The organism is Paraburkholderia fungorum, assembly GCF_902833645.1.
GTDB classification, from domain to species: Bacteria; Pseudomonadota; Gammaproteobacteria; order Burkholderiales; family Burkholderiaceae; genus Paraburkholderia; species Paraburkholderia fungorum.
On the sequence record NZ_CADFGE010000002.1, the window covers coordinates 577880 to 598504 of the forward strand.

17 protein-coding genes are annotated in these 20625 nt (G+C 62.9%); 5 read left to right on the plus strand and 12 right to left on the minus strand.

Annotated elements, in window-relative coordinates:
- The 3 genes from HWX91_RS09290 to HWX91_RS09300 all read right to left on the minus strand — a co-directional run bounded on the left by HWX91_RS09290 (position 1) and on the right by HWX91_RS09300 (position 4631).
- Complete coding sequence (locus tag HWX91_RS09290; RefSeq protein WP_028194848.1) at positions 1–1464, minus strand: MFS transporter; 1464 nt, start codon at positions 1462–1464, stop codon at positions 1–3.
- Positions 1465–1601: 137 nt separating this feature from the next.
- Positions 1602–3560: an aconitase family protein gene (locus HWX91_RS09295; RefSeq protein ID WP_028194849.1), complete on the minus strand. Its 1959-nt coding sequence runs from the start codon at positions 3558–3560 to the stop codon at positions 1602–1604.
- A 165-nt stretch (positions 3561–3725) separates the two neighbouring features.
- Positions 3726–4631, minus strand: a complete 906-nt coding sequence (locus HWX91_RS09300; protein WP_028194850.1) for a LysR family transcriptional regulator — start codon at positions 4629–4631, stop codon at positions 3726–3728.
- A gap of 381 nt (positions 4632–5012) precedes the next feature.
- Here HWX91_RS09300 and HWX91_RS09305 point away from each other — a divergent pair, with 381 nt between their 5' ends.
- From HWX91_RS09305 to HWX91_RS09320, 4 genes are all read left to right on the plus strand, one after another.
- Positions 5013–5744: a gluconate 2-dehydrogenase subunit 3 family protein gene (locus HWX91_RS09305; RefSeq protein WP_028194851.1), complete on the plus strand. Its 732-nt coding sequence runs from the start codon at positions 5013–5015 to the stop codon at positions 5742–5744.
- The gene (locus HWX91_RS09310) at positions 5744–7522 is read left to right on the plus strand and encodes a GMC family oxidoreductase (protein WP_028194852.1); all 1779 of its coding nucleotides are present in this window, start codon (positions 5744–5746) and stop codon (positions 7520–7522) included. The genes HWX91_RS09305 and HWX91_RS09310 overlap by 1 nt, the downstream gene beginning before the upstream one ends.
- Positions 7519–8895, plus strand: coding sequence for a c-type cytochrome (locus HWX91_RS09315; protein WP_028194853.1), 1377 nt, complete (start codon positions 7519–7521; stop codon positions 8893–8895). Before HWX91_RS09310 ends, HWX91_RS09315 begins: the two co-directional genes overlap by 4 nt.
- 147 nt (positions 8896–9042) lie before the next feature.
- Entirely contained in the window at positions 9043–10236 is a 1194-nt protein-coding gene (locus tag HWX91_RS09320; protein ID WP_028194854.1) for a porin, read from the plus strand.
- Positions 10237–10251: 15 nt separating this feature from the next.
- On the opposite strand, the gene HWX91_RS09325 is transcribed toward HWX91_RS09320, so the two are convergent.
- The 8 genes from HWX91_RS09325 to HWX91_RS09360 all read right to left on the minus strand — a co-directional run bounded on the left by HWX91_RS09325 (position 10252) and on the right by HWX91_RS09360 (position 17355).
- Entirely contained in the window at positions 10252–11148 is an 897-nt protein-coding gene (locus HWX91_RS09325) for a helix-turn-helix domain-containing protein (protein ID WP_028194855.1), read from the minus strand.
- Between the two features lie 123 nt (positions 11149–11271).
- Positions 11272–11847 carry a carboxymuconolactone decarboxylase family protein gene (locus HWX91_RS09330; RefSeq protein ID WP_028194856.1) on the minus strand — a complete coding sequence of 192 codons (576 nt, stop codon included), beginning with the start codon at positions 11845–11847 and terminating at the stop codon, positions 11272–11274.
- 120 nt (positions 11848–11967) lie between these two features.
- Positions 11968–12156 carry a hypothetical protein gene (locus HWX91_RS09335; RefSeq protein ID WP_035519566.1) on the minus strand — a complete coding sequence of 63 codons (189 nt, stop codon included), beginning with the start codon at positions 12154–12156 and terminating at the stop codon, positions 11968–11970.
- A 58-nt stretch (positions 12157–12214) separates the two neighbouring features.
- Entirely contained in the window at positions 12215–12784 is a 570-nt protein-coding gene (locus HWX91_RS09340; RefSeq protein ID WP_028194857.1) for a phasin family protein, read from the minus strand.
- A gap of 108 nt (positions 12785–12892) precedes the next feature.
- On the minus strand, positions 12893–13090 hold the full coding sequence (locus tag HWX91_RS09345; protein WP_028194858.1) for a hypothetical protein: 198 nt from the start codon (positions 13088–13090) through the stop codon (positions 12893–12895).
- Between the two features lie 596 nt (positions 13091–13686).
- Positions 13687–14793: a porin gene (locus HWX91_RS09350; protein WP_042274082.1), complete on the minus strand. Its 1107-nt coding sequence runs from the start codon at positions 14791–14793 to the stop codon at positions 13687–13689.
- Between the two features lie 87 nt (positions 14794–14880).
- Positions 14881–16209 carry a uracil-xanthine permease family protein gene (locus tag HWX91_RS09355; protein ID WP_028194860.1) on the minus strand — a complete coding sequence of 443 codons (1329 nt, stop codon included), beginning with the start codon at positions 16207–16209 and terminating at the stop codon, positions 14881–14883.
- Positions 16210–16239: 30 nt separating this feature from the next.
- On the minus strand, positions 16240–17355 hold the full coding sequence (locus tag HWX91_RS09360) for an aryl-sulfate sulfotransferase (RefSeq protein ID WP_028194861.1): 1116 nt from the start codon (positions 17353–17355) through the stop codon (positions 16240–16242).
- Between the two features lie 104 nt (positions 17356–17459).
- Here HWX91_RS09360 and HWX91_RS09365 point away from each other — a divergent pair, with 104 nt between their 5' ends.
- Positions 17460–18416 carry a LysR family transcriptional regulator gene (locus HWX91_RS09365; protein ID WP_028194862.1) on the plus strand — a complete coding sequence of 319 codons (957 nt, stop codon included), beginning with the start codon at positions 17460–17462 and terminating at the stop codon, positions 18414–18416.
- On the opposite strand, the gene HWX91_RS09370 is transcribed toward HWX91_RS09365, so the two are convergent.
- Entirely contained in the window at positions 18409–20583 is a 2175-nt protein-coding gene (locus tag HWX91_RS09370; RefSeq protein WP_028194863.1) for a tetratricopeptide repeat protein, read from the minus strand. The two genes, HWX91_RS09365 and HWX91_RS09370, sit on opposite strands and share 8 nt — an antisense overlap.
- Between the last annotated feature and the right edge of the window lie 42 nt (positions 20584–20625).

Sequence of the window (20625 nt, forward strand, 5' to 3'; positions counted from 1 at the left end):
CTACTTCGAAATCTTCTCCAGCTCCAGCCCCTTTGTACGCGGCCCCATCAGACCGATCGCCAGCATCACGATCAGCATCGCACCGGCGATGAAGACGAATACGCCAGTGGTGCCGAAGTGCTTCAGCACCGCCGCGATCAGAAAGGCCGTGAAGATCGCCGAGAAACGGCTCCACGAATAAACAAAGCCCACCGCCCGCGCGCGAATGCTGGTCGGAAAGAGTTCGGCCTGGTACGCATGGTAGCTGTACGAAATGATGTTGCCCGCGAGCGTCAGACACACCCCGAGGCTCACCAGCAACACCGCGCCGGATGCCTGGCTGAACCACAAGCCGCACACGATATTCACGGCCGCCATCGCCACGATCACCGTCTTGCGCTCGAAGCGGTCGCCGATAAAGAGGCCGATAATCGGACCGATCGGCGCGGCCAGCGCAATCACGCTCGAGTACATCAGGCTTGTGGTGATCGTAATGCCCTGCTTGATCAGCAACGTCGGCACCCAGTTCGCGAAACCATAGAAACCGACCGTCTGGAAAATATTGAAGAGCGTCATCATCACGGTACGGCCGCGGTACGGCGGCACCCACATATCGCGAAAGCTGCCGCGCGGCGCAACCGGCACCGGCGCTGCGGGCGGCGGCAGTTCACGGCCATATTCGCCGCGCACCTTCGCTTCAAGTTCGCTCATCACGCGATCGGCTTCGGCAAGACGCCCTTGTTGCGCGAGCCAGCGCGGGCTTTCCGGCAACGCTCGTCGGATCCACCACACGAACAGCGCTCCGTGCGCGCCGATCAGCACCACCCAGCGCCAGCCGTCGAGACCAAGCAGCGTGCGCGGCACCAGCACGTAAGAGAGAAACGCGACTACCGGTACCGCCGTGAAACCGACGGCCTGTTCGCACGCGAAAGCCCGGCCGCGGATCTGCTTGGGCACCAGCTCCGAGATATACGTGCCGATCGTCACCAGTTCGACGCCGATGCCGATCCCCGCCACGAAGCGCCAGAAGTTCAAACCCGTGGCCGTTTCCTGAAACGCCATCACGACGTTGGCCGCCGTGTACCACAGCAGCGAGTACGTGAACACGGCGCGGCGCCCGAAGCGATCCGCCAGAAAGCCGCACGCGATCGTGCCGATGAATAACCCGCTAAACAGCGCGGCGATGAAACTCGCGACACCGGTCGAGCCGAACAGACCGTGCGTGGTCGCCGTCAACAGCCCGCTTTTGACGAGGCCTGGCGCGACATAGCCGGAGTACAGCAGGTCGTACAGTTCGAAGAAGAAGCCGAGGCTTAGCAGCACCACCAGCTTCCAGATGGAGCGTGTGGCGGGCAGCCGGTCGAGGCGCGCGGAGATGCTACCGGCGTCGAGCGTGATGGACGCAGCAGACGCCGCAGCCGTTGCGGAAGACGCCGCGCCGCCGGTGCTGCGCGCGACGGACCCGGCGTGATCGGGGGATGCCATATTGTTTGTCTCCTGGTAGTGCGCTCATGCAGGCGATGCACGACGATGCTCGCCGGGTCCGGTCTCGTGCCGGCCTTCTGGTTACTTTTGCGTATCGCACGCACCACGATGCCGGGCCCCAAGGTCCGGCCAGCATTCTAGCCGCGTGCGCGCTTCAATTGTTCGAAGGTGGTGATTTTTCCAGCCAGCGCGCTCGCTGCAACGGTGTAGGGGCTCGCGAGCCACACGTTGCCCGGACCGGAGCGGCCAGGGAAATTGCGGTTGATCGCGCTGATCGTTACCTCGTTCGCGTTGGCCGACTGCCCCGGTCCGCAGTTCGCGCACGAGCCGCAGCCCGGCATCACGAGCGTCACCCCCGCGCGCTCGAAAACCGGTAAATAGCCTTGTTCCTCACAATAGGCGCGCACTGCCATCGTGCCGAATTGCAGAAACAGGCGCGTCTTGTCAGGCACATGCATGCCGTGCTCCACACCCCAACGCAATACCTCGTGATAGAAGTCGAAGTCTTCGCGCTTGCCTGCCGTGCACGAGCCGCCATACGCGATATCGATCGCGACATCGCTCTCAAGTTGCGGCGCCGGCACGCCATTGCCCGGATCGCCCGGACGCGCGAGCATCGGTTCGATGGCGGTAGCGTCGATGCGAATCGTGTCGCGATACGTGGCGCCGGCATCGCTTTTCATCCAGCTTTCAAGGCTGAAGTCGACCCCGCGACGCTCCTTCAGAAACGCCACCGTGCGTTGGTCCGGTTCCACGATGCCCGTGAAGCCGCCCAGTTCCGCAACCATATTGGTCAGCGTGGCGCGTTCGTCGATCGACATTGCGCGCACCGCCGCGCCGCCGTATTCGAACACCAGACCGATCGCCCCGCCCGAGCGGATCGCGTCCATCTGCAACAGATGCAGCACGACGTCTTTCGCGGTCACGCCGTCGCGCAATACGCCGTCGATCTCGATGCGCAAGGTTTCCGGCACTTTGCAGCGCACATAGCCGGTCACCCAGCTATTGGCGATTTCTGTCGCGCCCGCACCGAATGCGAGGCAGCCGAGCGCGCCCGAATGCGGCGTGTGCGAATCGGTGCCGCACGCCACCTGCCCCGGCAACGCGTACTGCTCGGCCATCACCGCGTGACAGATACCCTCGGAACCCGGCGAGTTATCGAGCGCGCCGTGCGAGCGCACTGGATAGTCGCGCGAGAACGACGTGTGCCCTTCCATCAGATTGGCGACACCCGGCAGCAATCCGTCGCGGACGTGCGGAATGCTTTGTGAAGCGAGCACCAGATGATCCTGAAACGCGATGATGTGGTCCGGCTCATGCAGCGGCGCCGGCTTGCCGAACGCGCGATGCATCAGATGCGCGCACATGCCGGTGAAGTAGTCGTGGCTGAAGCGCCAGTCGGCGGCGATGAACACACCGTCGCCGCGCTGCGCGTGTTCAATGCCAGGATGAAGATGACGCTCGATGATCTTCTCGACCAGCGTCTTCGGCTCGGCCACGCCCGCTGCGGACTCGGCATTCTCCCCGCTCCGCACACGCGGCGCGGGCCAGTCGGCGAACTTGCTGTACGCGAGCAATCCGCCGCTGCGAATGATCTGCTGCGTGAGCGCGTCGCGGCCCTTGAGAAACTCGTCGATCGGCACCGCCTCTCCTGCGATCAGGCGATCGAGCACGGAGAAATCGGTGGTAGTGAGGATACCGATGTTGTCGCAATTCTGCTGATAGATGCGCTCGAAACTCTCGGCAACGATCAGGCGGATGCCCGCCGACAACTCCGCCAATGGACTCGATTCACGCGAAGAGCCCTTGCCGTAGCGCTTGCCCGCAACCGTTACCTGAAAGCCGCCGTCCTTGACCGCATTGCGGCCAACCGGCAGGCGCTCGCCTGCCTTGAAGCCCACGTACGGATACTGGCCGAGGCGTTCGTCATAGGTGAGCATGACGGTGACCGGTGTGATTTCGTCGGTCGAGACGTTGTCGCGCAGCGGACCGGCGCTGGCACGCGTGAAGTTTTCACCCGCCAGTTGTGCCTCGATCACAGCGGGGTCCTGGGACAGGTACAGCACGCGGCCGTCCAGACGAATCGTGTCGCTCATCAGCATTCTCCTTGCACGCACTATACGGCGCGCAACGGCGATGCCGAAGTGCTGGTCGAGCAACGCAGACGTCTCGTTTGGCGATGATCGGCGCGCCGTTCTTCCTCGCGTTGTCGTGACGCATCGTGACGCAGCCGCGGTCGCGGTGCCGGCCCGATCGCCCCGCTAAGCCCCGCCGCCGAGGAAGCCGACAAGCGCCGCCGCGCTCGCGCTTAACTGATCGCGCGACTTGAAGATCATGACGAGACGCCGTAACGCCCAGGCATCGCTCAGGGACAGCAGACGCACGTCGAGCGCATTCACATAGAGCAGCCCCACCTGCTCGGGCACGATCGCGATGCCGAGGCCGGCATGGACCATCCGGCACAGCGCGTCGAGGCTGCTGACGCGGATCTTCACGTCGAGTTGCCGCCCCGCGCCGGCCGCCGCCTGCTGGGCAAGCAGTTGCGTCAGCGCACTCTCGCTGCGCAGGCCGACAAAGCTGTCGTCGAGCAAGGCCTCGAACGCCACGTGCGACGCGTCGGCGAGACGATGACCGAACGGCACCAGCACCGCGAGGCGATCTTCCCGATACAGCACCTGCTCGAAGGCTTCGCTGCCCGCCACCGGGTTGCAGATGCCAAAGTCCGCGCCATGTTCGCCGACTATCCGCAGCACGTCCGCGCTGTTCTCCTCCTCCAGTTCGATCGACACCTCCGGGAACACCCGCCCGAATGCCGCTACGTCTTCGGGCAAGAACTGCACGATCGACGAAAGATTCGCCACCACCCGCACCCGCCCCTTCGCTCCCGACGAAAACCGTGACAACTCCGCGCTCATCTGTTCGATGCTGCCGATGATCGCCAGCGCATAGCGCAGCACGGTTTCGCCGACCGGCGTCACCGTAATGCCACGCGACTGCCGCTGGATCACCGGTAAGCCGATCAGCGCCTCGATCTCGGCAATGCGCCGGCTCACGGCGGACGACGCAATGAACTCGCGCTCGGCCGCGCGCGCGATGTTCTGCTCCTGGCAGACGGCGACGAACAGGCGCAGCGAGGTGAGATCGAGTTTCTTCAGAAGGTTTTCCATGGGCTCGCCTGGCGGGAATGCCTCGATTGTGACGTGCGTTGCCTGATTCGCCAAAGCACTTCCCGGGAGGGCCGCACACGCCGGCGGGCGGCGCCGGCATGCCACCAGGAAGGCTTGCTTTGCCGCGTGCATCCCGAAGCGTCGCTTTTTCGCGTCAGTTTCAACTCCTGCCCGCCGCTGCACCCGCAAGCCACACTGACTAAAAAACACCTATGATTTAAAAGCGCTTTTTGTCAAAAAGCAGCATTTAATCACTTCAGGAAACAGCTTATTGTAAAAAAGTAGAAACACTTTGGAACCGGTTCCATTTACCATGACGCCGCAATCCGATGACTGCCTCGGAGCGTCATGGCGCGCTCCCTTCTCGTGACAAAGAACAATATGGCTCAATCTCCTCTTACCTCCCGCCGCGGCTTCTTACGCACGGCCATCGCGCTGGTTCCCGCCGGAACGCTCGCCGGCTGCGAAGTCAAGCAGGCGGGCACGGGCGCCCAGGGCGCGAGCGGCGCCGCCGCCGCAGGCCAGGCTTCCGGTGCCGACTACAAGCCGCATTTCTTCGACGCGAAGGAATGGGCCTTCGTCCACGCGGCGGTCGACCGTCTGATTCCCGCCGACGGCGAAGGCCCCGGAGCGGTCGAAGCCGGCGTGCCCGAATTCATCGACCGGCAGATGGACACGCCGTACGCGCACGGCGCGCTCTGGTATATGCAAGGCCCCTTCCAGCAAGGCGCACCGGAGCTCGGCTACCAGTTGAAGCTCGTGCCGCGCGATCTGTACCGGCTGGGCATCGCCGCGGTGAACGCCTATTGCAGCAAAACCTATTCGCATCCGTTCGACGCCCTCGACGCGCCCACGCGTGACACCGTGCTCGCCGCGCTCGAGACCGGAAAGATCGATCTGGCGGACGTCCCGGCTACCGTTTTCTTCGGCCAGTTACTGCAAAACACTCGCGAAGGTTACTTCTGCGACCCGGTCCACGGCGGCAATCGCGACATGGGCGGCTGGAAGATGATCGGTTTCCCCGGCGCGCGCGCCGATTTCATGGACTTCGTCAACCAGGACGGCCAGGCCTATCCGTATGGCCCCGTATCGATCGAAGGAAAGCGCACCTGATGACCACGCAAACCAAACCCCACGCCGACGCGGTAATCATCGGCTTCGGCTGGACCGGTGCGATCCTCGCGAAGGAACTCACCGAGGCCGGCCTCAACGTGGTCGCGCTCGAACGCGGCGAGTATCGCGACACCTATCCGGACGGCGCGTACCCGAACACGATCGACGAGCTGACCTACAACGTTCGCAAGAAGCTGTTCCTCGATCTTTCGAAGACCACCGTCTCGATCCGTCATAACGTCGGCGAAACGGCGCTGCCGTATCGTCAGCTTGCCGCATTCCTGCCGGGCGAAGGTGTCGGCGGCGCCGGCCTGCATTGGTCGGGTGTGCATTTCCGCATCACGCCGGAAGAGCTGCGTCTGAAGAGCCACTACGAAGAACGCTACGGCAAGCGCTTCATTCCGGAAGGCATGACGATCCAGGATTACGGCGTCAGCTACGAAGAACTCGAACCGCATTTCGACTTCGCCGAGAAGGTGTTCGGCACCTCCGGCCAGGCTTATAAGGTCAACGGCAAGATAGTCGGCGACGGCAATGTGTTCGACGCGCCGCGCAGCGACAACTTCCCGCTTCCCGCGCAGTTGAACACTTACTCGGCCGAGCGCTTCGGCAAGGCCGCGCGCGAACTCGGGCTGCACCCTTACCGCCTGCCTTCGGCGAATACGTCGGGTCCGTACACGAACCCGTATGGTGTGCAGATGGGGCCGTGCAACTTCTGCGGATTCTGCAGCGGCTACGCGTGCTACATGTATTCGAAGGCCTCGCCGAATCTGAACATTCTGCCCGCGCTGAAGCCGTTGCCGAACTTCGAACTGCGTTCGCGCTGCCACGTGCTGCGCGTCGAACTCGACGATACGAAAAAGCGCGCCAAGGGCGTGACGTACGTCGATCCGGCGGGCAACGAAGTCTTTCAACCCGCCGATCTCGTGATCGTCGCGGCGTTCCAGTATCACAACGTCCACCTGCTTCTGCTGTCGGGCATCGGCAAGCCGTACGACCCGATTTCGGGCGAAGGCGTGGTCGGCCGCAATTTCGCGTACCAGAACCTCTCGACGATCACGGCGTTCTTCGACAAGGACACCTTCACCAATCCGTTCATCGGCGCGGGTGGCAATGGCGTCGCGGTGGACGACTTCAACGCCGACAACTTCGATCACGGCCCGCTCGGTTTCGTCGGCGGCTCGCCGTTGTGGGTGAACCAGGCGGGCACCAAACCGATCAGCGGCATCGCGACACCGGCGGGCACGCCGAACTGGGGCGTGGACTGGAAGAAATCGGTGAAGGACCACTACGCGCACACCATTTCGATGGATGCGCACGGCTCCAACATGTCGTACCGCGACGTGTTCCTCGATCTCGATCCGACCTATCGCGATTCGTACGGCCAGCCGCTGCTGCGCATGACCTTCGACTGGAAGGACAACGACATCAGGATGGCGCGATACGTGACCGGGCAGATGCACAAGATCGCGCAACAGATGGGGCCGAAGTCCATCGGCGTCTATACGCGCGAATTCGGCGCGCACTTCGATTCGCGCCGCTACCAGACGACTCACCTGGTCGGTGGCGCGATTATGGGCACCGATCCGAAGACCAGCGTGCTGAACCGTTATCTGCAGAGCTGGGACGTGCACAACGTGTTCGTGATGGGCGCGTCGGCATTCCCGCAAGGCATCGGCTACAACCCGACCGGCCTCGTCGCCGCGCTTGCCTACTGGTCGGCGCGCGCGATCCGCGAGCAGTATCTGAAGAACCCCGGGCCGCTGGTGAGCGTATGAAGAAAATCGACATCCAACGCCTGGGACAGGCATTCAAGCGCGTGAGCGCGGCGTCTGTTTGCGCCGTTGCGGCGCTGTGCGCACCGCTTGCCGTGCAAGCGGCAACTCCGGCACCCACTCCGCCGCAATCCGCCGACGCCGCGTTGATCGCGCACGGCGAATACCTCGCGCGTGCCGGCGATTGTATTGCGTGTCACACGGCGCAATCGGGCAAGCCATTCGCGGGCGGCCTGAAGTTCGACACGCCGATCGGCGCGATCTACTCGACCAACATCACGCCCGATCGCGATACCGGTATCGGCTCGTGGACCTTCGCGCAGTTCGATCGCGCGGTGCGCGCGGGCGTGCGGCCCAACGGCGACACGCTATATCCGGCGATGCCGTACCCGTCGTATGCGCGCCTGAGCGACGACGACATGCACGCGTTGTACGCGTACTTCACCCAGGGTGTCGCGCCGGTGAACCAGGCGAACCGTGCGGTCGATATCGTCTGGCCGCTGTCGATGCGCTGGCCGCTCGGCATCTGGCGTCATCTGTTCGCGCCGCAGCCCATGACGTTCGACGCGCAGCACTATGCCGATCCGGTGATAGCGCGCGGTGCGTACCTCGTGCAGGGTCTCGGCCACTGCGGCGCCTGCCACACGCCGCGCGCGGTGACGATGCAGGAGCGCGCATTGAGCGATCTGGACGGAAGCGAATTTCTTGCCGGCGGCGCGGCAATCGACGGCTGGGTTCCGTCGAGCCTGCGGGGCAACCCGCGTACCGGTATCGGCGGCTGGAGCGAGGCCGATCTCGTGCAGTTCCTGAAGACCGGACGTACCCAGCACAGCGCGGCATTCGGCGGTATGACCGACGTCGTTCAGCACAGCATGCAGCACATGAGCGACGCCGACCTGAGCGCGATCGCGCGCTACCTGAAGACGCTGCCGTCGACCGATCCGCAGGAAACGCCATACGTGTACAACGATACGGCCGCTCACGCGCTGCGTACCGGCGACGCCACGGCTCCCGGCGCCGCCGTCTACCGCGACAACTGCACCGCCTGCCACCGCAGCGACGGCCGGGGTTACACGCGCGTTTTCCCGGCACTGGGCGGCAATCCGGTCGTGCAGGGCAAGGACGCGACCTCGCTGATTCACGTGCTGCTGACCGGCAACACGCTCGAAGGCACGAAGAGCGCGCCGTCCTCGTTCACGATGCCGCCTTTCGGCTGGCGTCTGAACGATCAGGAAGTCGCCGACGTCACGAACTTCGTGCGCAATAGCTGGGGCAACACCGGTTCGACGGTCAGTGCCGCGGATGTCGCCAAGGTCCGCAAGACCGTCAAGGTGACGGCGCCGGAGATGCCTCCCGGCGCTTCACTAAGCCGATAAGCTCGCGCCGCCAGAAATCGCAAGCCGCTTCCCCCGCTTCCCGCAGTCTGCTCCGTTGTTCAGGAGCGGACTGCGGGTGCGCGGAAAAAAAGAGAGATCGCCATGCAGGCGACCTGAGATCGACGATCCAACCAAGTTACCACTACGATGAAAAAGCACTTGCTTGCTGCACCCCTGTTGTTGTCTTTCGCGGGTATTGCGTCCGCGCAGAGTTCCGTCATGCTGTACGGCATCGTCGATGCGGGTATCACGTATCGCAGCAACGAACGCACCGGCACCACCGGCGCTTACTCGGGACACTCGAACGTCGCGGTAACGAGTGGCAATCTCTCCGGCAGCCGCTTCGGCATCAAGGGTCAGGAAGACCTGGGCGGCGGCTGGAACGCCCTGTTCCTGCTGGAGGACGGTTTCGACATCACGAACGGCAAGACCGGCCAGAACGGCGGGTTGTTCGGCCGTCAGGCGTTCGTCGGGATTGGCAGCCAGCAATACGGCACGGTCACGCTCGGCCGCCAGTACACGTCGCTGAACGACTTCGTCGCGCCGGTTGCGCCGGTCGCGATGGTCGGCGGCTTTGGCGCGCATCCGGGCGACATCGACGATCTCGATCAGACCGCGCGGGTCAACAACTCGGTCAAGTACACGAGCGCGAACTACTCGGGCTTCACGTTCGGCGCGTTGTATGGGTTCGGCGGCCAACCGGGCAGCCTGAAGCAGCAGAACACGTGGAGCGTGGGCGCCGGGTACGGCAATGGCCCGTTGCATGTGGGCGTCGGCTATGAGCGTTCGGACAACAGCAAGAGCGGAACGAAGGATTCGACATACGGCAAATGGAGCGGCACCGACGACGGCCTGTTCAACTCGTCGATCAATGAAGGTTACGCGAGCGCGCAATCGCAACAGATCATCGCCGCGGGCGCGACGTACAACTTCGGACCGGCCATTCTCGGCGTGAACTACAGCAATGTGCAATACCGCTCGGGCGCCGATTCATTGTTCAACGGGCATGCAACATTCAACGTCGCGGGCGTATTCGGACAGTGGACCATCCGCCCGACCGTGCAACTGTTCGCGGGCTATAGCTACACGCGTGGCGGCGAGGTGCAAGGTGTCGACGAGCGTGCGCAATATCACAACGTCACGCTCGGCGCGCAGTACAACATGTCGAAGCGCTCCACGGTGTATCTGATGGGCGGCTATCAGCACGCGTCCGGTGTCACGCTGGATGCGCTCGGCAATCCGGTCGCGGCAACCGCATCGGTCAGCGACAAGGGCAACGGCCACTCGTCGGACACGCAGTCGCAGGCGATCGTCAGTATTGGCTTGCGGCACCGGTTCTGACGAGGCTCAGTGCTGTTACGGGAGCGCGTCGATCAGTTCAAGATGCCGTGCTTCCGTTTCGTCGTCCGCGGGGAACATGCATTCGATACGCAGTTCCTGCGCGGCGACGGCGCGTGGTGTGCCCACCGTGGCGACCATTGAAAAGTAGTTGAGGACCTTGCCGTCCTTGACGAAGCCGATGGGTATGACCGGCATGCCTGCTGTCGCGGCGCCGGCTCCCAGTGAGTCCTGGGAAGATTTCGCGTCCGCTTGCACGTCCGGTTTTACGTTCGGCTTCACATCCGGCTTCACATCCGGCTTCACATCCGGATAGGCGCGCAACGCGGCGAGCAACTCGCGTGTCTGCTCGTCGACCACACGGCCGACCGACTCCCGATAGACGCGCTGAATCAGGCTATCCGCCACTGTTTGCCAATCGGCCACGAACGGCCGCATGCCGTCCGGATCGAAAATCAGATGCAGCATATTGCGCGGCCCCTTGCGCGCCGCCATGTCGATAAAGCAATTGAAGAAACGCGGCGCCGCATCGTTGGTCATCAGCACATTCCAGTAGCGATCCATCACGAGCGCGGGAAACGGCTCATGCTGCCGCAGCATGCGCCCGAGTGCGCTGGTGACACTGCGCATCTCCTGTGCATTCCACGCGCTGTCGGCATACATCGGTGCATAGCCTGCGGCCAGCAGCAGCGTGTTGCGTTCGCGCAGAGGGATATCGAGCGCCTGGGCGAGATCCAGCAGCATCTGACGGCTCGGCACGCTGCGGCCGCTTTCGACAAAGCTGATGTGCCGCTGCGACACGCCCGCGTTGAACGATAAGTCCAACTGGCTGATACCGCGCATGTCTCTCCAGTGACGCAACAACGCGCCAAGTTCATTCGACGGCGTCTTCCGTTCGGGATTCGCGGGATTCATCGGTGTATTTTTTTCGCCAGTCGGTGCAGATCGGGTTGGGTGAGCGGCGGCGCCGGCGCATCCGTGGATGTCCGGCGCCACGCGGTAGTTAGAACCGCGTCGATCAGCATACTCCCTTCCCTGTTACTGAACGGCTCGGCGAGAGGCGACCGGCGCGGTCCAGGCGTGCTCCTGGAAAGGTGCTTCGAGTGCCGGCTTCGTGATGTTGCCGGTGTAGTTCGTGATCGTGGAAGCAGCCAGCACCGTGAGAACCTCGAGCACCTGGTCCTTGCGGAAACCCGCCTCGATAAACTGGTTCACTTCATGGTCGCTCAGGTGTCCGCGCTTTTCGATCGCCGTTTTCGTCAGCGTCGAGAGCGCCGCGTGCTTCTTGTCGGCAGGCGTCCGGCCATCGCGAATCGCTTCGACATCGGCGGATGAAAGCCCCTCTTTCAGCGCGAGAGCCGTGTGAAACGCAACGGCCCACGAGCACGCGTTCGTCACCGCGTTAGTCAGCAAAAGGGTCTGGATCTGCGCTTCCGTAAACGTGCCCGAATGGACTTTCTGGAAGATACCGATGAAGCCGCCGATCAGCACCGGCGATTCAGCCATGGCTCCCGCAATGTTGGGGATAAGGCCGAAGTTCTGCTGGAGTTGCCGCAGCACCGGCCGGGATGGTTCGGGTGCGGAATCAATCGTATGAATCTGGAAGGTCGACATGACAGGTCCTCGATCGTATGCGCCGCTCGGGATGAGCGGCGCGACGACCGAAGATTAGGCGTGTGCGTGCGGCTCGCCAATTACCTCGGATGTAATAAATTTCGAGCCGCCGTCACGCCCTCACCTGCCCCGCGTGCGTTGATTGGCGCGCTCCGGCCGCCTCATGCTCCAGTACGGCCAGTAATGAAAATGATCCAGTTGCCTGAGCCGCTTTCGATGCATCAGCTCGCGGTAATAATGAGCGGCGACGAACACGGGCGCCATCGCCAGCACGAACGAACCCATCACGATTCCCACTGCTTCACTCATCGCACCCTCCATGGCGGAACGGCCAGCTTCACTGCGGGTGTTGCTGCCCGCGTCACTGCTATCGCCTGGTACTTGCGGCTACAGGAGTCAGTTCGCCGTTGCTGCGTGCCGGTTTCGACGCTGAGGCGGTAACCGCCTCAAGATTGCTCTCCGCCATCTTCACGGCCTGTTGCCCCGTTTTCTGCAGTGTTTCACACAGGGTCGTGGTGGCGGCAATCGCGGATCTCCATGCGGCGATCGCGGCTTCCGACCCTGAGGGAGCACGTTTCGCCGCTTCGTCGACGAGAGTCTGCACGCGATCGTTATACCGCTCGTAGTAGGCCTGGACGAGTTGCGTGACTTCAGCCTGCGTAGCCGCTGCGATGTCGAACACCTGCCGGCCGTACGACAGCGATTTTTCCGCGCAGGGGCCGGCGAAATCTGCCGGCAGCGTGAACCATTGCTGCGGCTCGCCCGCAGCGGACATTTTGCTCATGTTCTCCTGCGTCTCGGCCAGCGTGGCCCTGAGCGCTTGCAGGTTCAGTGCGGCCAGTTTTTCGACACCCTCAAAAATCTTTCCGGCCACCTCCAAGAACGTGTCGACGTTGGTCTTGATGGCAACAGCCTGCTCGGGACTCAATAGACTCATGGTTGAATTCCTCAATTTTCGATCCGACGCGCGAACGCCCACCCGGACGGGCCGACAGATTTCGGTGGATCGCGATAACGAATAAATCGCAGCAGATATCGCCGATGCCTAGCGCATCCGGGCGACCGCCTTAAGAATGGAATCGCCTTCGCTGGTGATCTGAGGACGTGAGCGTCCCGACGCGAGGTTTTCCAGTGATATGAGTTGTCGCTCGATCAGCGCGTCGAGCTCGGCGCGGCCCAATTCGATCTGATCCGGCGCGTTCTTGATGAGCATTAAGGTAGCGAATTCATGGGGACTCAACATATCGTCTCCTCGATTTGGTCTATCTGACGTGGGGAGCATTAATTACCCCCCTCCAGCCTGAATGCCCGGCAAATATTTCTGCCGCCTCCGTAGAGCGATCATTCGAGAAACCGCTTCACGGAGCCGCCATCATAACCGGTAAATTTTCAATTGCAATATGCCGCTTGCGTTTTATCAAAACAGCCATTTTGTCTGTTGATTTCTGTTTCGTCTGCTTAATATTTTTGTATTGAATGACGTCCGGACGCGTCTCGCCTAAGGCCACGGATCACCGCCTCGCAAGGCAGACAGGCGAATTCGACCGATCTCCCGGGATTTTAAAAGATCGCTTACATAACAATATCAATTCACTTCTATGTCGCCTGGCTTCTATTTATACGTGAATATTATATTTACGGACCAGCGTTTTAATGCGGCGACCTTATACCCATACATTGCGAAATATTTATTACAACCCACGCGCATTGTCGCAATACCTAATATTCTGATCAGCGACAAAAGCTGCTTGCCTTCTTATCGGATCGGGCTGCGCGACCCGACACACCACCGGCCACGTCGAAGCCGGCGGCCACCATCGGCATCGCTCCACGTTCGAATCAGAACAGGTGATGTATCCCGCTCAGAAACACCGTCTGTCTGCCGCCCGACGCCGCGCCGATCCCAAGCGTATTCGCCACGGCCCCGCCACCGGCGGTCTCGAACATCAAGTCCGCGTAGACTTGCGTCGTTTTCGACAGCGAGTACACGTTCGCCACCGTAAGTTGCGTCCAGCGATGCCCGGCAAGCGTCGCGGACCAGGCTCCCGCCGCGATTTCTTCCGCCGGTGTCAGGCGCACGTTGACGCCGCCGTCCACGGTGCGAAAGTGCTCGCTGCCGCCGGCCGACTGAATCCTCACATCCGTCGCGAGTGCATGCAGCGTCACGCGTTCGAAGCGATACGATCCGCCTATTCCCGCGTCGCGCACCTGTTTCGCGTTGAAGCTCGCGCCGGGCGCGAGCGTTTGTCCTTCGAACGAAGTCAGACCGAGCCCGTTAGAGAGCGGCAACAAACGATCGCGGTATTCGGAGTAGACCGCCACCAGCTTGAGCGGCCCATTCGTATAGTGGGCGCCGAAGCTGATGGTCCGCCCATTCGTGTTGCTGGCCGAAGCGCCGGGAAACCCGTATAGCGCGCCGAAACTCAATCCGCTGTAGTTCGCGCTTTTCCATTTCACCGTACTCGACAGTTGTACCGGCAAGGTGCTTCCCAGGCCGTCGAGATTGCCGGGGTGAAATGCGGAGAAGTCGCCGAGCAGTTGACCGGTCGACACCGAGCCGAGCCAATCGAAATTCCAGTCGGTCTGGCGGCCGAGCGTCACGGTGCCGAACATCGGATCGGATATCCCTACGTAGGCCTGACGATTGAAGAAGGTACTGCTACTCGCCGACGCACCGGTTGTCGTGACGAAACCGCTTTCGAGCCTGAATACCACCGAACGGCCCGCGCCGATATCTTCGACGCCCTGGAAGCCGAAGCGGTCGGCCTGAAAGGTGCCCTGCTCGGCGATATAAGCATGCGCGCCGTGCAGATTGCTCACGTAGCCGAGGCCCGCGTCGAGACTTCCATATAGCGTCACACTACTTTGGGCGTTGGCCGCGGTGGAAACGACGAGCGCGGCCATGCACGCGACATCCGTCGCGCGGAAAGCGAAATTGGTTTTCATGGAAAAAGGATTGAAGCGTTTGAGGGAGAACTGCGAGGGCTTGCGTTAAAAGCTAAAAAAACCAAAGGCAGGCACTGAAACCCGCGATCAGATTGCCTGGACCTTCTCCACCGGCCTCACACGCCATGCGCCGAACACCAGGTTGACGACGATTGCGGTGAGTGTCCCCGCGGCCATGCCGTTGCCCAGGATGATCTGCGAATAGCCGGGGAACGACGCATACACGTTGGGAACAAGAATCGGCAGCAGGCCCACCACCAGCGCGGCCGCAAGCGTGTACTGATTGCCGCGTGCATGCAGGTCGACCTTGCCGAGCAGGTTCACGCCCATCACACCGATCATCGCGAATACGATCAGTGCCGTGCCGCCCACCACCGGCGCGGGAATCGCGTAGGCAAAGCGCCCGAGCGGCGCAAACAGCGCGATGACCATCAGCATCGCGCCCGCTGTCGCGGTCACGTAGCGTGAGCGCACGCCGGTGGTCTGCACGACACCGATATTCTCCGCGCTCGTGATGATGAGTGAGGTACCCAATAGCGAGCCGAGCAGCGACGCCACCGCATCGCCGCGAATCGTTCTCGGCACGTCGCGGCGCATGTCGATCCTCTTGCCCGTGATCTCGCCCACGGCCACCGTCTGCCCGGTTGCCTCGGCCATCGAAATGACGCTGAAAATCAGCATGGGCAGCGCGGCAAGCACATCGAAGCGCGGCATGCCGAAAGGCAGCAAGACCGGCAACGTGAAAATTGGACCGGCCCACATGCCGCCCGCCGGCATCAGTCCAATCGCCCAACCGGCACAGGTGCCGATCGCGAGACCCAGCAGCACGGCGAGCCGTCCCGCGGTGCCCTTGAACAGACGCGCCACCGCCAGCGTGGCCACGATCGTGAGCAGTGCGAGCCCCAATGACTGCGGCCGCGCGAAGCCAGGCGTTCCCGGCTGGCCGACGATGATCCCGGCGTAGATCTTGATGAGGCTCACCGAGACGAGCAGCAGCATCGTCCCCACCACGACACGCGGGAAAAAGCGCAGGCAGCGCGCGAATACCGGCAACACGAGCCAGTAGAACAGGCTGGTGAGAATCGCCGCACCAGCGGCCGTGCGCAGGTCCGTCTGCGTGGCGATTACGGCGAACAGCATGGCGGGCGCGCCGCCCGGCACCATCACGAAGGGCAGCCGTGAACCGATCGACCCGGCCCCAAGCGATTGCAGCAGCGTGCCGGCACCGCAGGCAAAGAAAGTCGCGCCGATCAGTTGCACGGTCATGCCCGGCGAAAGCGCCAGCATCCGTGACACCAGAAAAACCGCGGTGACGGGCGAAGCCGCCATCGACAGAACATGCTGCAGGCCGAACAGCACGAGTTGCCATGCGGGCAAGCGCGTATCGACGCTATGTGTGGCTGGGTCAGAATTCACGTTACCCCCGGGGGATCGAAAAGGCGGCGTTCAGGCACGCAGCCACGGCAATTGCTCGCGGCTGTAGCGGAAGGTCTGGAAGACGCTGTTCAACTGGCCGGGGCCGGTCTTGCGCGCCGCTTCGTCCGGGTACTCGCCGAACCACGGGATCACGTATTCCCACACCACCTCGCCCGCGGGCGTCACTTCGAAGAGACGACCCGTCGCGGACTCGGTGATGTGCGTGTTGCCGTTCGCGAGCCGCTGCGCGTTACCCATGAACGCGCTGTAGAACGCATTCACCATGTCGTCGGCGTACGACCACACGACTTCGTTGTTCTTCGGATCGATCTCGAGCACGCGCGAGAAAGCCACATGCGCGCCGCTGCGGAAATTGCCGTTGTCGAACGTGAGAATGTTGCCGTTGGCCAGCGCCACCGGAGCGTGCTGGTGCGATACCACGCTCGGCGGAATATGCAGCGTGAGCTCGCCGCTCCTGCGATCGACGGCGATGATGCCCGACGTGGTGCGCAGGCTCATCAGCACCTCGCCCTTTGCATTTACGCCCAGGCCGTTCACGAGCGGCCAGTGATACCGGCCGAAGCCGGACGCGATCGGAAAATCTTCGGGCTTCAGGTGCTCCCAGGCCTTCCATTCCCAGACCAGTTCACCCGCGCGATTCACTTCGCGGATCACATCGCCATACATGACTTCTTCGGGACCGTGCGCGGTGCCGCCCGGCACGCGCTCGGCAAACCCCGCCGGCACCGGTGCGCACGCGGCGTACAGCAGGTTGCCGTTGGCGAGCCACTGCGCGTCATGGTGGTGCGCCGGGTCTTCGTAATGCCAGACCACCTCGCCCTCAGGCGTAACTTCGGAGAAATCGCCGCCGTGCCACATCGACCACGGCGCGTAACGGTTTTCCGATTTTGCATGGTTGCCGTTGTAGCCGAGATTGCCGTTAGGAAGAATCACCGCGTGGCGGCCGGCCCGCACCGGCATCTTCCACTCGTGCACCACCGCGCCCTCGATATCGATCAGATAGACGTGGCCGCCCGCCGTTTGCGGAGCGATCAGCGTATACCCGCCGAATGAAACCCTGGGGTCGTGGGCGATGAGGCCGACGCCGCGGCGGCGCTGGGTAATTTGATCGACTGTCGTGGTCACGATTCGCTCCGTTAAGATGATGAAGCGAAATCTAGGCTATCCGTTCCGTCAATAAAACCTGATTATTCTTAACGGGCCGTATGGAAAAACTATACGGTTGATTTATGCGTCCAATATCGCAGACATTCCGTTGTTTCGACGAAGTGGTCAGACGTGGTTCGATCCGCAAAGCGGCCGACTCGCTGCACCTGACCGCTGCCGCTGTGCACCAGCAAATCCTCAACCTGGAGGAGCAGGTCGGCTCGCCGCTGTTCGACCGTTTGCCGCGCGGCATGCAACTCACCACGGCCGGTGAGATCATTATTGCTGCGGTGCGGCGCGGTCAGCGCGATTTCGACAACGCGATGACGCAGGTGGAGGATTTGCGCTCGCTGCGCCGCGGACATATCAACCTCGCGGTGTCGCCGTCGACGGCCGAGCGGCTGGTGCCCGAAGCTATCCAGGCGGCCATGAAAAGCTATCCGGGCGTCACGTATAGCGTGCGCTCCGGCAATGGCGAAAGCATCCTCAAGTGGGTGGAGACCGGCGAAGCCGACATCGGCTATGGCTTGCGCCGCAAGCCGCCGCCTGGCGTCGTGGAAGTGCGCGCGTTTTCCCAGCACCTCGGGCTCGTCACGCCGCCGGGGCATCCGCTCACGAAGCTCGGCAAGCGGCCCCGGTTGCGCGACTGTCTCGACTACCCGCTCATTCTGATGACCCCGGATACGGAGTTGCGGGCCATGGTGGATCAGATCGATCACCGCGAGCAACGTAAGGCACGCCCGCTGGTGGAGACGAGTTCGGTTTCGATGGTGCGCCGGCTGATCGCCGACGGTATCGGCATCGGCTTCCTGATTGGCGAGAACGTAGCGGAAGATGTCGCGCAGCGCAGGCTCGCGTGGACCGCGCTCGCCGATGCCGGCGCGAAGTCGTTCAGTTGCCTCTATCAACGCTCGGACCTGACCACGACCGTCGCGATGAGCATGTTCCTGCAGTTCCTCGGCCACGCGATCGAGCAAACCGAGAGCCAGTTCCACACCGCGTCGCAATCCGGCCGCAAACGTGCGCAACGAGTCAGCTAAGGAGTCCGGACGTGTTCGCAACGCAGAAGCGCTCCACACACGCCTGCCGCACGCGTTCGACCGTCACGGGCCACGCTTCGCCCGCTGCCCGGCGAAACAGCCGCAGCGTGTGCGGATACCACGGCGAATCGCTGCGCCCGTGCATCCAGCGCCAGTCGATGTCTTTCTCCGGCAGCATCACCCAGCACGGTTTGCCCAGCGACGCGGCCAGATGCGCGGTGGACGTATCCACGCAAATCACCAGATCGAGTTGCTCGATGATCGCGGCGGTGTCCGCGAAATCGTTCACCATCGAGCCAAGCTCCAGCAGCGGCTGAGCGGCTGGCGGATTGCGCGCCTCATCCTCCCCCTGGCCTTTCTGCAGGCTCACAAAGCTGATGCCGGGCACGCTCCAGAGCGGTGCGAGCGTGGTCAACGTGGGGATCGACCGGTTCGCGTCGTTATGGTGTTTCGGGTTGCCCTTCCAGACCAGGCCGATTTTGCGGCCGGGCGGCATGGTCTCGAGTATCGGGCGCCACTTTTCGACGAGCGACGGCTCGGCCGCGAGACGAAGCGCGCGCGGAATCGTATCGACCGTTGTGCGCAAATGCAGCGGCGCGCTCAACAGGCTCGTCCAGCAGTCGTAGGTGGAGGCAGCCACGCGGGCCAGTGCCGTGTCGTGATCGAGCACGGCGTCGATGCCGTCCACCGCAACCATCAGCCGGTGCAACGCCGGTGCGCACGCAAAGGCGATATGCGCGGCCCCTTGCGCCTTCAGCAACGCGAAATAGCGGCCGAACTGCAGCATGTCGCCGAGCCCGTCTTCCTGCCAGACCAGCAAAGATTTGCCGGCCAGCGTGTCGCCTTGCCACTGCGGACAGCTCAACATGGAACGCGTCTTGTGATGCACGAAACCCGGCTGGTCGTAGCGGCACTCGTACAGGCGCCAACCCTCTTCGAAGCGGCCCATGCCGAGCAACAGCACGGCCAGACCGAATCTGGCGTCGCCATAATCGGGGCGTAAAGCCAGCGCGCGACGGTAAGCGGCTTCGGCCTCGGGTAGCTGTTTGAGTTGCGCCAGCGCGGTCCCGACGTTGTAGTGCGCTTCAGCCAGATCGGGGCGCAGCGCGAGTGCTTGCGAGAATGCCTCGATGGCTTCGGGCAAGCGGTCGAGCAAACGCAGCACGCAGCCCAGGTTGTTGTACGCATGGACGATCTCGGGCCCGCAGCGAATCGCCTCCCGGTAGGCCGTTTCGGCTTCGGCCAGACGCTCCAGATTGGACAGCGCGAGGCCGAGGTTATAGTGAGCCTCCGCATAGTCCGGGCGATGCGCGATGGCCTGCCGGTAGGCCGCCTCGGCCTCGGGCAGACGCTTGAGATCCGCCAGCACCGCGCCGAGGTTGAGGTGCGCCTCGGGATAATCCGGGCGAATCGCCAGCGCGAGCCGGCAAGCGAGTTCGGCTTCGGGCAGGCGCAACGCGGCCTTCAGTGCGCCGCCGAGATTGTTGAGCGCCTCGGGATACTGGGGCTTGAGGGTCAGCGCCTGCCGGTACGCGGTATCGGCGTCGTCGACACGTCCGAGACCCATCAGCACGTTGCCCAGATTGTTGTACGCCTCCGCATGCGCGGGCAGCCCGATTAGCGCGTGGCGATAGGCGGCTTCGGCTTCATGCAGGCGGTGCAGTTCGTGCAACACGATCGCGTGGTTGTAATGGGCCTGGGCATAGCCGGGGTGGATCGTGACCGCCTGGCGATACGAGGCCTCCGCCTCGTCCTTGTAGCCCAGACCGTAGAGCACGGTGCCGAGATTATTGTGTGCGTCGGCCTGACCGGGCCGCAATGCGACCAGTTGCCGATAGACCGCCTTGGCCGCCGAGAGCCGCCCGAGCGACTTGAGCAGCATGCCGAGACTGCCGTACACCTCGGCGTAATCGGGTCTGGCGCGCAGGCATTGGCGCCAATGGTTTTCCGCGTCCGGCAGATTGCCCATCCCATATGCGCAGGCTCCGGCAATATTCAACGCGTCGGCCCGCGCGTCTTCCGGTACGGCGGCATGCGGGTCGAGGATTGGCTTCACCAGCGCCAGGGCCTCGGCGAATTGTCCGGCCGAGCAGAGCGACGCCGCCTGCTGATTGAGGTCGCTTATCGGGGATGCCCGCGTCGGCGTGAATGTCTGCGTGGATGCCATGAGTCGTCGTAGTGGGGCTGGCGGTATTCGGGTCGGCGGTAT

What these genes read in the sequence shown, in the direction of transcription:
- HWX91_RS09290 (WP_028194848.1), bottom strand. Translation starts at nt 1,464, where the DNA reads ATGGCATCCCCCGATCACGCCGGGTCCGTCGCGCGCAGCACCGGCGGC.
- HWX91_RS09295 (WP_028194849.1), bottom strand. Translation starts at nt 3,560, where the DNA reads ATGAGCGACACGATTCGTCTGGACGGCCGCGTGCTGTACCTGTCCCAG.
- HWX91_RS09300 (WP_028194850.1), bottom strand. Translation starts at nt 4,631, where the DNA reads ATGGAAAACCTTCTGAAGAAACTCGATCTCACCTCGCTGCGCCTGTTC.
- HWX91_RS09305 (WP_028194851.1), top strand. Translation starts at nt 5,013, where the DNA reads ATGGCTCAATCTCCTCTTACCTCCCGCCGCGGCTTCTTACGCACGGCC.
- HWX91_RS09310 (WP_028194852.1), top strand. Translation starts at nt 5,744, where the DNA reads ATGACCACGCAAACCAAACCCCACGCCGACGCGGTAATCATCGGCTTC.
- HWX91_RS09315 (WP_028194853.1), top strand. Translation starts at nt 7,519, where the DNA reads ATGAAGAAAATCGACATCCAACGCCTGGGACAGGCATTCAAGCGCGTG.
- HWX91_RS09320 (WP_028194854.1), top strand. Translation starts at nt 9,043, where the DNA reads ATGAAAAAGCACTTGCTTGCTGCACCCCTGTTGTTGTCTTTCGCGGGT.
- HWX91_RS09325 (WP_028194855.1), bottom strand. Translation starts at nt 11,148, where the DNA reads ATGAATCCCGCGAATCCCGAACGGAAGACGCCGTCGAATGAACTTGGC.
- HWX91_RS09330 (WP_028194856.1), bottom strand. Translation starts at nt 11,847, where the DNA reads ATGTCGACCTTCCAGATTCATACGATTGATTCCGCACCCGAACCATCC.
- HWX91_RS09335 (WP_035519566.1), bottom strand. Translation starts at nt 12,156, where the DNA reads ATGAGTGAAGCAGTGGGAATCGTGATGGGTTCGTTCGTGCTGGCGATG.
- HWX91_RS09340 (WP_028194857.1), bottom strand. Translation starts at nt 12,784, where the DNA reads ATGAGTCTATTGAGTCCCGAGCAGGCTGTTGCCATCAAGACCAACGTC.
- HWX91_RS09345 (WP_028194858.1), bottom strand. Translation starts at nt 13,090, where the DNA reads ATGTTGAGTCCCCATGAATTCGCTACCTTAATGCTCATCAAGAACGCG.
- HWX91_RS09350 (WP_042274082.1), bottom strand. Translation starts at nt 14,793, where the DNA reads ATGAAAACCAATTTCGCTTTCCGCGCGACGGATGTCGCGTGCATGGCC.
- HWX91_RS09365 (WP_028194862.1), top strand. Translation starts at nt 17,460, where the DNA reads ATGCGTCCAATATCGCAGACATTCCGTTGTTTCGACGAAGTGGTCAGA.
- HWX91_RS09370 (WP_028194863.1), bottom strand. Translation starts at nt 20,583, where the DNA reads ATGGCATCCACGCAGACATTCACGCCGACGCGGGCATCCCCGATAAGC.